The organism is Neptunicella plasticusilytica (genome assembly GCF_047922965.1).
In the GTDB taxonomy this organism is placed as follows: domain Bacteria; phylum Pseudomonadota; class Gammaproteobacteria; order Enterobacterales; family Alteromonadaceae; genus Neptunicella; species Neptunicella plasticusilytica.
Genome location: NZ_CP150481.1, coordinates 1718908 through 1731740 on the forward strand (window position 1 = coordinate 1718908; position 12833 = coordinate 1731740).

The 12833-nt window shown below is 45.4% G+C and carries 6 protein-coding genes; all 6 read left to right on the top strand.

The genetic code is table 11. The features are described 5' to 3' along the window. Window positions 1–324 precede the first annotated feature (324 nt). The 6 genes from V1467_RS07535 to glyA all read left to right on the top strand — a co-directional run bounded on the left by V1467_RS07535 (window position 325) and on the right by glyA (window position 12130). Window positions 325–3096 (top strand): TonB-dependent receptor, encoded by a 2772-nt coding sequence (locus V1467_RS07535; RefSeq protein WP_416308177.1) that lies wholly within the window; start codon window positions 325–327, stop codon window positions 3094–3096. A 118-nt stretch (window positions 3097–3214) separates the two neighbouring features. Continuing rightward, the gene (locus V1467_RS07540; RefSeq protein WP_416308178.1) at window positions 3215–5605 is read left to right on the top strand and encodes a glycoside hydrolase family 2 TIM barrel-domain containing protein; all 2391 of its coding nucleotides are present in this window, start codon (window positions 3215–3217) and stop codon (window positions 5603–5605) included. Between the two features lie 13 nt (window positions 5606–5618). Continuing rightward, the gene (locus V1467_RS07545) at window positions 5619–8192 is read left to right on the top strand and encodes a hypothetical protein (protein WP_416308179.1); all 2574 of its coding nucleotides are present in this window, start codon (window positions 5619–5621) and stop codon (window positions 8190–8192) included. 69 nt (window positions 8193–8261) lie between these two features. Then, the gene (locus tag V1467_RS07550) at window positions 8262–9707 is read left to right on the top strand and encodes an MFS transporter (protein WP_416308180.1); all 1446 of its coding nucleotides are present in this window, start codon (window positions 8262–8264) and stop codon (window positions 9705–9707) included. Next, complete coding sequence (locus tag V1467_RS07555) at window positions 9707–10711, top strand: LacI family DNA-binding transcriptional regulator (protein WP_416308181.1); 1005 nt, start codon at window positions 9707–9709, stop codon at window positions 10709–10711. The genes V1467_RS07550 and V1467_RS07555 overlap by 1 nt, the downstream gene beginning before the upstream one ends. Before the next feature lie 162 nt (window positions 10712–10873). Next, window positions 10874–12130 carry a serine hydroxymethyltransferase gene (glyA, locus tag V1467_RS07560; protein WP_416308182.1) on the top strand — a complete coding sequence of 419 codons (1257 nt, stop codon included), beginning with the start codon at window positions 10874–10876 and terminating at the stop codon, window positions 12128–12130. The last annotated feature ends 703 nt before the right edge of the window (window positions 12131–12833 follow it).

Genomic DNA, 12833 nt, shown 5'->3' on the forward strand with positions numbered 1-12833 from the left:
TTCTATTGGTCTGCTAGCTGAATATAGGCTGGCCAGCAACGACAGACACCTTGGCTGACATCTGACTATAACAACAAGTTAACGCAATCGTTTAACCTTTTTAATTGTTTATATTTTTATTAAAAACATATAGTTAGGTTCATGTTTTGTTTTGTTTTGATTAATTTATGGTAAACGTTTACCTTGCATGTTATAAATATGTTATTCAATAATCAGCCTTGTACTGATCTTCAGGCTTTCACTGGGCTGTGATTGTTAATACGACAGAGTCATCCAATCTTGCTGACCGTCGCAACATAATTAGACAGAAAAAGGGTTAACAACATGAAAGCTCAATTCAAATACACGCTGCTGGCACTTTCCGTTGCACAAATGATGCAGATTGCATCGGCTCAGGAAATGACCACTGACGAGGATAAAAAAGATAAATCGGCGGATCAGTTTGAAAAAATTGAAGTACGTGGATTCGGTGCTTCATTAGGGGAAGCGCTGCGCCAAAAGCGTTTTGCCGATTCAGTGGTGGAAATCGTTTCCTCCGATGATTTGGGTAACTTGCCTGATGTCAGTATTACCGACTCACTGGTGCGCTTACCCGGTATTGCCGCTTCGCGGGATCGCGGTAACGCCAGCCGTATTTCGATTCGCGGTATGGGGCCGCGCTTGAATGTGGCCACCATGAATAATCGTGAGATAGTCTCTGCCGAGCCCAGTCGAGATGTGCGCTTCGAACAGTTCCCGGCTGAATTGATTGATTCGGTTGAAGTGTATAAAAGTCCGGTCGCCAGTAAAGCCGAAGGCGGTATTTCCGGTCTGGTTAATATGAATTTTGTCAGCCCTCTGTCCAAAGACAAACGCATTATCAATATCAACGGTAACTTTATGCACAATGAGTTGGGTGATGATTTACCCGATACCGATGGTAATGGCTACAAGGGTAGCATCAGCTACATTGACCAATTGTCCGCTACATTAGGCATCGCATTGGGATTGACCTATCAGGATCAACCTTCACTGGAGCGGGGCGTGCAGTCCTGGGATTACAACAATGGTGATAACCGTGGTGATCTGAACGAAAACGGCATCGTTGAGCATGCACCTTGGGGTGTGATGGCAAAAAGTAAAAGAGGCAATAACGAACGTACGGGTGGATTAGCGATTGTTGAATGGAAGCCGTCTGACAATTTACGTGTTAAGGGCGATTTATTTTATTCCCAGTTTGATATCAAAGAACGGGATGACCAAATGGGGCCAGGTGATCTGGGTAACTGGGCCGACGGGGATAGTGGCCCACGAGGATGGGGCGCAGCCGCCTATGATGCCTCCAGCGTAACGCCAACCATTATTGCCAGACCCGATGGTTCCGAGCAGATTGTTGCCGGTAGCCAGTTTAATAATGGCTTAACTAACTATGTCCCTACCTGGTTCCAGACTAATGAAATGCTCAGTACCGGTATTAACACCGAATATGTGGGTGATGTGTGGAAAGTCACTGCGGATGTGGGTTACTCCAAAGCTAGTATTGAATCGGTCTGGGTCACGATCAATCCGACCTATGTGGGTGGCGATTATGATTTAGGTTTTGATATTCAAAATAAAGACGCGGCTGAAATTATTGTCCATAGCGGTGATATCAGCAGCCCCGAGCAATATGCTTTAGGCGCAGTCGCCGACGTGTGGGAAGAAACTTCCCCGGGAACTTGGGAAATTACCGGTCAGGAATTTACGCCTTCGGTAATGGAAGGGCAGGGCGATAAAGTCTTAACCGATGAAATGGCCAATATTAATCTGGATTTCCAGCGGGATATCGAATGGGGTGTGTTTGAGTCATTGCTGTTTGGTGGTCGCTATACCGACCGCACTAAAGAAAACGATCAGGTCAATGACTGGAGCCGCTCGGCCAAACAGGATCACGGCCTTAGCGATTATGGGATGAGCTATTCCATTGGCGGCGGCTACAATGTACCGGATATTTATACCTTTAAAGACTGGGGTAAAGTGGCCGAGGTCGCCTTTGGTGGCGTAGTTGATCATGATGATCCGAGCAATAGCAAAAACGATCTGGCCTCGTGGAAATTGCAGGAATCCAATACTGCTTTTTATGTGCAGTTGAATCTATCCGGCGATTTGGGCGGTATTCCTTATTCCGGTAATCTGGGTTTGCGTTACGCCAAAACCGAAGTGGTATCCAGCGGTCATGAACAATCCGCGGTATGGGTAGAAGGCGAGGATGGTGTCTGGTACCAGCCTGGTCCCACCCCGACAGAAGTGCATCACGATTATGATGAATGGCTACCTTCATTAAACCTGCTGTTTAATATCAGTGATGATTCACAGATCCGCTTTGCCTTGGCACGCACCATGTCACGCCCGCCTTTATTGGAAATGCGTACCGGTTTCTCACTGGACAGCACCGCGCAGCCGCCGACAGCCAATGGCGGTAACCCAACCCTTGATCCCTATGTGGCCAATCAGATGGATATTGGTTATGAGTATTTCTGGGGCGAAAACTCGGCCGCTACCATTAATCTGTTTTACAAAGATTTACAGTCGCATATTGGCTTAGATGCTGGCACTGTGACCTTTGATGGGGTTGATTATGCCTTTACTGGCACGGTAAACGGTGACGGCGGGGTGATTAAAGGGGTAGAGGTACTTTATCAACAAGCCTTTACCGAACTACCTGCACCTTTTGATGGCATGGGTATTTTTGCCAATTATTCTTATACCGATAGTGAGGTGATGGAATTTAAACCAGTAGAGAATCCTTATAATTTAGGTGGATTGTCCAAGCATATCGGTAGCTTGACCTTGTGGTATGACAAAGACGGTTATGATGCGCGTGTATCCTATAACTATCGCAGTGAGTTTACCGGTATTAATAGCTGGCTACCTTCCCAGGTTAATTTGAATGAAGCCGAAACTACAGTGGATGCCAGTATCGGTTATCAGGTGAATGAACACCTGAAATTGACCTTGCAAGGACAAAATCTGACTAACGCAGCGTCAGTAAACTATTGGGATAATGACAAGACTAAACCTGCCTACAACGTGGAATGGGGACGCCGCTTCCTGATTGGTTTCCAGTACTCCATGTAATTAATCTAAGTTGATTAATCCATCGACCGGCTGTTGCCGGTCGTTATTTTGTTTTACCCGATTATCACCATCTATTGATACTACAAGGCATCGATAGAAATAGCAGTAAGGAACAAAGGTGCTTAAACAATCATTTATTAGCGCTATAGGTTTAATCTTAATCAGCCTGTTAGGCGGCTGTCAGGTCGATAGCACCGAAAAAATAGCCCAACAGCTCCAGCCGTCGGCAACGGAAATTAATTTAAACCGAGACTGGCAATTTAGTAAAACCCATCCCCAAACCGGGCTAGCCGAACTGGAACAGCAGCATTGGCAAAACGTGCGGTTGCCGCATACCCCACAAATTGAACCTAAAGTGGTCAACGATCAGTGGCAAGGCGTTGCCTGGTATAAAAAAACGCTTTCTATTCAGCCCGATTTGCAAGGTAAAAAATTGTGGCTGCGTTTTGAAGCGGCGATGAACCGAGCCGATATTTGGCTAAACGGACAAAAAGTAGGACTGCATCAAGGCGGATATTTACCCTTTACGCTGGATATCAGTGACAGTGTGAAAGCGGGTGAAAACAAGTTATTGGTCAGGCTGGATAATCGGGATAACCCGGTAACCGGACCAAAACCGCTAAAAATACTGGATTTTAATACCTACGGTGGTTTGTATCGTGGTGTTAATTTGCTTGTCCGCGATCCCTTGCATATCAGTGATGAAATGCTGGCAGATAAAACCGCCAGTGGTGGCGTATTTGTTACTTTTCCTAAAGTAGACAAAACCGAGTCACAGATTCAGGTTAACACTCATATTCAAAATCAGTATGTTGAAGGCAAAACCTTTGAACTGCGCCAACAACTGATGGCTGATCAGCAAATAGTGGCACAAACCAGTAGTGGTGAGCTAAGGCTGGCCGCAGGCCAGGATCATCAATATAGTCAATTACTGACGGTAGCTAGTCCCAGGCTTTGGAGTCCGTCCAGCCCGAATTTATACCAGTTACGTACCCAGTTATACCTCAATGGCAGACTGCTACAACAACAAAACACCCGGATTGGTATTCGCCAGTTTGCTTTCAATCAGCAGCATGAGTTGCTAATTAACGGTGAGAAAACCTTTTTACGCGGGGTGAATCGTCATCAGGAATATCCCCATGTGGGCTATGCGACATCAAAGCAAGCCGACTACCGCGATGCGGTTAAAATCAAATCCGCTGGCTTTGATTATGTACGACTGTCCCATTATCCCCATTCACCGGCCTTTATGCAGGCTGCCGATGAGCTGGGTCTGGTACTGATTGATGCCATTCTCGGCTGGCAATATTACTCGCCAGCACCAGAATTCCGTCAGCATGTATTACAAACCTGTCGCGATATGCTGCGCCGCGATCGTAACCATGCCAGTGTATTAGCCTGGGAATGTTCACTGAACGAATCGGATATGCCGGACGATTTTATTGCCGATTTACACCAAACTGTTCATCAGGAATATCCGCACAGTTATTCGGCTGGCTGGCAGCATGGTTTTGATGTATATCTGCAAGCCCGTCAACACCGTTTAAAGCATTACGAAACGCCGCAGCAACCTTATAATGTTTCCGAGTATGGTGATTGGGAATATTACGCTCAAAATGCCGGGCTCAATCAGGACAGTTGGGGTGATTTAAAACAGAATGAACGCACCAGCCGCCAGTTACTCAGTGATGGTGAAGTTCGTTTATTACAGCAAGCGCGTAATATTCAGGAAGCACATAACGATAATCTGGCCATTCCGGCCTTTGCCGACGGTTATTGGGTGATGTTTGATTATAATCGCGGTTATGCCGATGATATCGAAGCCTCCGGGATTATGAGTCTGTATCGATTACCCAAATACAGCTATTATTTTTATCAAAGCCAGCGTGATGCAAATGTTCAGTCAACACAATTTGATTCCGGCCCGATGGTATATATTGCTAGCGAATGGACAGCAGAATCCACTCCTCAGGTAACCGTTTTTAGTAATGCCGATGAAGTGGAATTACGCTTGAATGGTCAGTTGGTCGCGCGACAAACACCGCAGCAAGATGCGCTATCTACCCACCTTAACCATCCACCTTTTATTTTTAATGTCGGGCAATTTAAAGCCGGTACCCTGGAAGCAACAGCGTTTATTAACGGCAAACAAGTTGCACAACATCAGGTTAATACGCCAGGGCAGGTTTCCGGAATAACATTGTCGATGGATACTAGTGGTATCCCAGCGCAAGCCGGGGTGAATGATTTAGTGTTTGTGTATGCCCAACTTGTTGATAGCAAAGGTAATCTGGTACCACTGAATCAACAGAAAATTGAATTTAGCAGCAAAGGAGATATCCAGATTGTGAATCCAGATGCGGTGATGACGGCACAAGGTAAAGCCGCTATCTTGGTTAGAATTGGTGATAGTTTGGCTAACGCCTCTGTGACAGCAACCTCTGCCAAATTTAAACTCACCAGCGCCGCTTTGCCGTTTGAACAGTCAAACTCGAAAAAACAACAATAAAAGGAGTAACAGGATGCATAAATTAATCAAAATGACTGTAGTAGCATTGGTCAGCTCCTTTTGTTGCTCAATGGCTAATGCTTCGTCTGGCGATGTAGCTATTAAAAATGGGGTGATGCAATGGCAAAACGGGCAACAGGTTGCCTTGTTCGGGGTCAATTATTCCACTCCTTTTGCTTATGCCTACCGCTCGTTAAACAAGCTTGGTATTGACCATAAAACGGCTATTGATATGGATGTGGATCATTTTGCCCGCCTTGGGCTGGATGCGTACCGGATCCATATGTGGGATCGGGAAATCTCCGATCAGCAAGGTAATTTACTCGAAAACCAACACCTTGAGTTGTTTGACTATTTGCTAAAAAAGCTGGCTGAACATGATATTAAAGTGATTATTACCCCCATTGCCTGGTGGGGCAGTGGCTATCCGGAGCCTGATCCGCAAGAGCCGGGGTTTGCGGCGCTGTATACTAAAGCCGAGATGAACCAGCAGCCTAAAGCGGTTAAAGCCCAGCAAAATTATTTACAGCAGCTATTTCGACATAAAAATCCATACACCGGTCTGACTTACGGACAGGATCCGAATATTATTGCCATCGAGATTTTTAATGAGCCTCGCCATCCGGGAGACTTGGCTGACAGTGCGGCTTATGTGGAAAAGCTGATTGCCACTATTCGTGGCGAGAATATCAATAAGCCGCTGTTTTATAACATCAGTGAGCAGGGCAACAACCAGCTGTTTGCCAAAGCCTTATGCGGCACCTCTATCGACGGCATTGCCTATCAATGGTATCCCACTGGCTTGGTGCATAATAATGCCTTGCAAACCAATATGTTACCGGCGGTAAGTCAATACACTAACCCCTTTGCTAATACGCCGGGTTGTGCTGATAAAGCCAAAATGGTGTATGAGTTTGATGCGGCTGATGTAACCAAATCGGTAATGTATCCGGCCATGGCGCGCAGCTTCAAGGCCGCCGGTTTTCAATGGGCCACCCAGTTTGCCTATGATTCGGCCGTATTGGCGCAGACCAATTCCAACTACAATACCCATTATTTAAATTTGCTATATACGCCGTCCAAGGCGATCAGTCTGATGATTGCTGGTGAGGTTTTTCGCACATTGCCGTTAAATAGCGATACCGGTAGCTATCCATCCAATAACCAGTTTGCTGATGTGACACTGGACTATCATCAGGATTTGGCGGTGCTAAATAATGCCGAGCATTTTTATTACACCCATAGCACTCAAGCTAAACCCACAGACATTGAGCAGCTACAACATATTGCCGGGGTAGGCAGTTCGTCGATGGTGGACTATCAGGGGAGCGGTAGTTACTTTCTGGATAAGGTTAAACCGGGCGTATGGCAGTTAGAAGTCTATCCGGACTTGCAAGCTATTGAGGATCCCCATCAAAATTCCAGTTTGCATCGGGAAGTAGGGCGTTTATATATTAACAACCAAACAATGCAAATTGACTTGGATGAGCTAGGTCCGCGCTTTTATATTCAGCCGGTTGATTCTAGCAGGCAAAATCGGCAAGCGAATAAGGGCGAATTTAAGGTTCGTCCCGGTATTTATCTACTGAGTAACAAGCCACTGAGCAATACTGAGCAAGTAACAACACTGGATACTCATTACTATTTACCCGCGATTAAAACCGAAGAGTTGCTAGTACATCATCAACCGCGACGTCAGTTTAACCTAGCGGATAAGCTGTCTTTTAGCGCCCAAGTGGGCACCAGCACGCCGGTGGATAAAGTGGAATTAATGATCCGCTATCATGGAGATGGTGAATTTTCTGCCTTGCCCATGCAATTGGAGCAGGGTAATCGCTATGAAGTGAATTTAACCAAGGATAAGAACTGGTCAAAAGGCGGGTTGCTAGAATACGCCATTACCGTCACCCAAACCGGCGTAAAAACCACTTTCCCGGGAGCGGCATCTGGTACGCCGACGGATTGGGATTTTGTGGCGAAACAACCCTATTGGCAAACCGGATTACGTCCGGATGGCGCTCCGGTGACCTTGTTTGACCCGGCACAGGACACTAATAATCTGTTGTATCCTAAAGATGCCCGTTCTAAATGGGAATACGTCAGTGGACAGCAGGGTGATGAATTGGCGCTTAAACTATCCAGTGATGCAATTAAAACGGACTTGCCTAATCCGTTAGTACGCATAATGCCCAGCGTGGATAACTCATTGAAAAATAGAAATTTAACCGGTTATAACACCTTGGCGGTTAAAGTAAGAGCCTATAACAAAGCCGAATATGTGCAGATTTCTTTATTGGATAAAAATGGTCTGGCGTATGGCACCGTGGTTAAGGTTGATCCCAATTGGCATTATGTACTGATCCCGCTGAATAAAATGCAAGCCGTGGATACCATTCAGCCTCAGGTTTATCCGACTTTTATGCCAGCCAGAATTGAACCGTCCGAATCAACTAATCATTTACCATTAACAGAGCTTGGTTTGTTGCAAGGTTTGCAGTTGGCTTTTGACGCAAAAAGTTATCAAGGTAGTCAACATAAAGGATGGCATGGTATTGAATTGGCCGAGGTAAGTTTGATTAAGGATTAAATTTTTGCGATAGAAGACAAGTTCGGTGTAACTTACCCGCGCTGAACTTGTTAACTTTAAGGATTTTGCATGTCGCCGTTTGGGCGTCCGAAAAGCTTATCATCTGATGTCACCGATTATTCCATGCTTAATCAGCGCCTGATTCTCGGTTGTGGCTTTTTTTCACTGTTTTTTGCCAGTCAGGGCGTCACTATTTTGGCGATCCCTTTTTATCAAATGACCTTAGGAATTGATCCGTTTTTGCTGGCACTGGCCATGACGATCCCGGCCTTGCTCGGTAATGTTCCAGCGCCCTGGGTGGGGCATTTCTCGGATAATTTACGCAGCCGATTTGGTCGTCGTCGGCCAGTGATTTTTGTGGCTGCGATACTCAGCGGGCTGACCTTCGGGATGATTTGGATGGTGTCGCCGCAATGGTCAGCCAGTGCCCAGTTAGGCTATTTTGTGTTGTTCTCAACCTTGTTTTATTTGTCTACCACCTTACTGACAGTGCCGATGACCAGTTTGTCCTACGAATTAAGCCAGCAATATCATCAGCGTACCGAAACCATGGGGATCGTGACTTATTTTATCAAACTGGGGTCGGTGTTATATCAGTGGTTATTTCCACTGGCGCAACTGAGTCTGTTTGCCAGTGTATTTATTGGTATTCAATATGTCGGTTGGGGGGTTGGGCTATTTATTATCGGTTTGATGGGGCTGATCCCGGCGCTGTTTATCCGCGAACGGCGTTATGTGCCGGGGGTGACACAGGCTGTCAGTTTGCGGGATAGCTTAATAACGGTGATCCGCTATAAACCGTTATTGATTGTAATATTACTGTGTTTTCTACAGCTTGCCGGTGGTGGCTTTACTGCCAGCATGGATTATTATTTACTGGTTTATTACCTGTTTGACGGGGATATTGCCCAGGGTGCAATCTGGAAAGGGATTTTATCTACCGCGTACGCGGTGACAGGATTTGTCACCGTGCCGCTTGTCACTCGCTTATCTGCGCGGTTGGGCAAAGTGTCCGCGATGGCTGTTTTATATTGGCTCACAGCTATTGGCGGAGTGTTAAAATGGTTTCTGTTTACTCCCGGTGCTCCCTGGTTAATTATTTTTGATGCGTTTTTCTGTACGGCGATCTGGACTTCAATGACAGTAATAATTCCGTCTATGTTGGCCGATTTATGCGACGAAGACGAGCGACATAATGGTGTGCGACGCGAAGGCATGTTCGCTGCTATTCATAGCTGGATTATTCATTTGAGTGTGGCTGGTGCTTTGTTATTATCCGGTTTAAGTCTGAATGTGATTGATTTTAATGCTAATTTACAGAACCAACAGTCTGCCGAGAGTATTTTATCGATGCGGATAATTTTGTCTGTCGGCACAGTGATTTTCAGTCTGCTACCGCTGATTTTTTTACGGTATTATAAAATTGATGAACAACGCAGTAACCAGACCCACCGTTTACTAATGAAACGGGCTGAAATATCCCTACAGCGACCGACAAAAGGAAATCAAAACTGATGGCAACCATAAAAGATGTGGCGCGTGTTGCCGGTGTTTCAACAGCAACCGTATCTCGGGTTATTCATGATGGCGGACAAGTCGGGGATGCCTGCCGGGCGAGGGTTAAGAAAGTCATTGCTGAACTGGGGTATCGCCCCAACAGTAATGCTCAGGCATTAGTTAAAAAGTCGGCCAACACCATTGGCGTGGTGACACCCAAATTATCCATGTCGTTTTTTGGTAGCTTGGCCTGCGGGGTGGAAAAATCGGCCCGCGAAAATAACTACAAGTTGTTGATGAGCAATTCCTTGTATGAAACCAAATCTGAACTGGATGCCATTGAGTCATTACGTGATCACAATTGTCGCGCCATTATTTTGCACAGTGAATATTCTGATGAGAAAACGCTGATTAAGTTGGCCAAAGACATACCTGGGCTGGTTCTGATAAATCGCTATATTCCACAAATCGCCAATCGCTGTGTATGGCTGGACAACGTCACCGGCTCGCGCAAGGCCACTGAACATTTGCTGGAAAAAGGACATCGGCAGTTTGCTGTGGTGACCAGTATTTATCAAAACCGCGATCCCGGCTCACGGGTTCAGGGGATTAAAGAATGCTTGCTGGAGCATAAATTAGTGTTGCCGGAGCAAGCGATAGAAGAAGGCACGGCGAATATTGAAGGCGGCGAACAGGCTGTCAAAGCGTTGCTGGACAAAGGTCAAAAATTTACAGCATTGTTAGCTTATAACGATTTAATGGCCATCGGTGCCATACATGCCTTATTCGATAAGGGACTCAGAGTCCCTGAAGATGTATCGGTGATCGGCTTTGATGACTTAAGTCTTGCCCGCGCCTGTCGCCCACGTTTGACTACCGTGCATTATCCGATTGAAGAAATGGCCAGTTATGCAACCAAGCTGGCGATTGAACTGAGCGATCCGGACAATAAAGCGCCCAGCAATACCCACTTGTTTATTCCTGAGCTGGTGGAACGCAACTCGGTACAAGACCTGAAATAAACTGATTTCTGACCAGTTTGTTGCTTTATGTTGCCACCTAATATTCTATAAAGGTTAAAAAGCGCATAAGAAAGTCAGCCAAAGCGGGTGCATCAGAATCAGTTTCTGTCTAGAATAGCGGCCAATTTTACTACTCCCTTTCAGTTTAAACGAGGACGCCCGATGCTATCCAGAGACATGAATATCGCCGATTTTGACCCGGAATTATGGCAAGCCATTGAACAAGAAACGCAACGTCAGGAAGAACATATCGAACTGATCGCGTCTGAAAACTATGCCAGTCCTCGGGTTCTGGAAGCTCAGGGTACGCAACTGACTAATAAATATGCCGAAGGCTATCCACATAAACGCTATTATGGTGGTTGTGAATATGTCGATGTAGCTGAAGCGTTAGCCATTGAGCGTGCTAAGGAGTTGTTCGGTGCAGATTATGCCAACGTACAACCGCATTCCGGCTCACAGGCCAATAACGCGGTATTTTTAGCTCTGCTGCAACCTAACGATACGGTATTGGGCATGAGTCTGGCGCACGGTGGTCACTTAACCCACGGTTCGCATGTTAATTTCTCGGGTAAAACCTACAACGCGGTACAATACGGTTTGCACCCTGAAACCGGGGTGATTGATTACGATCAAGTTGAAGCATTAGCTTTAGAGCACAAACCAAAAATGATTATTGGCGGTTTCTCGGCCTATTCCGGGATTGTTGACTGGGCGCGTTTCCGCGAGATTGCTGACAAGGTTGGTGCCTATTTGTTTGTTGATATGGCCCATGTTGCCGGTCTGATTGCGGCGGGTGTTTATCCTAACCCTGTTCCTCATGCTCATGTGGTGACTACCACAACCCATAAAACCCTGGCGGGCCCTCGTGGTGGATTGATTATTTCTGCTATTGGTGATGAAGAAATCTACAAAAAACTGAACAGTGCTGTATTCCCTGGTAGTCAGGGCGGACCCTTGTGTCATGTTATCGCCGCCAAAGCTGTTGCTTTCAAAGAAGCCTTGCAGCCTGAGTTTAAAGCCTATCAGCAGCAGGTTGTAACCAATGCCAAAGCCATGGTGTCGGTGCTGCAGGAGCGTGGCTACGACGTGGTTTCTGGTGGTACTGATAACCACTTGTTCTTGCTTGATTTAATATCCAAAGATATTACCGGCAAAGATGCTGACGCTGCGCTGGGAAATGCCAATATCACAGTGAACAAGAACTCGGTACCAAACGATCCACGTTCGCCTTTTGTCACCAGCGGATTGCGTATCGGTTCTCCGGCCATTACTCGCCGTGGCTTTAAAGAAGAGCAGGCCAAACAGGTCGCCAACTGGATCGCTGATGTGCTGGATAATATGGGTGACCAGTCTGTGATTGAGCGGGTTAAATCTGAAGTCCTGGTTTTGTGTAAACAGTTCCCGGTATATGCATAATAATTGCTAGCTAAATAACCTACTAAAACGCGCCAATCGGCGCGTTTTTTATTGTCTCAAGAGATCTGTTTTTACCTAGAGCTGCTGGGAGAATACGTGTCCATTCTTTTCAGAATATTCCGAATTTATGCTATTTAGGCAGTTTAGAACGTTTTTTTAGGGAAAAAGCAAATTACAGGCATTATCCAGAGAGATAAACGATCAAAGATTATGTCTAATACGCGCCATAGATAGCCCATGTCACTTTACCCCTTGTCAATAAAGCATCTCAGCTAAATATGTAAATATATAATTACAATAAATTTATAAATATTTTCAGATAGTTAATAACACAGACGCACAGTTATGTTGCAAATGTTGCTTTTTGCATACATCAAATGCAATAAAATACTACATTATGTTACTAAACTTGTGTTAGATTGATTTTTGAGAGGCTAAACATACCCCATTTATATAGGGCTGTGTGTTTGTCTTAAGTAAACACGTTATATCATCACAAAATGGCAAGTTTTAATTGTGGTTTTAAACCTTTGCTAATAAAAGTTATATAAATAAAGCATTTTTTAAGGTTAAAACGAAAAAAAAATTAAATTTCAGTCACTTGGGCCGATAAAACGTTTAGCAGCTTAATATCGATTGAGTTTATGTTGTATGGCAAACCTCTGCCGCGTCGGTGTTCTCTGCTTCATATCTTTTGATAAAA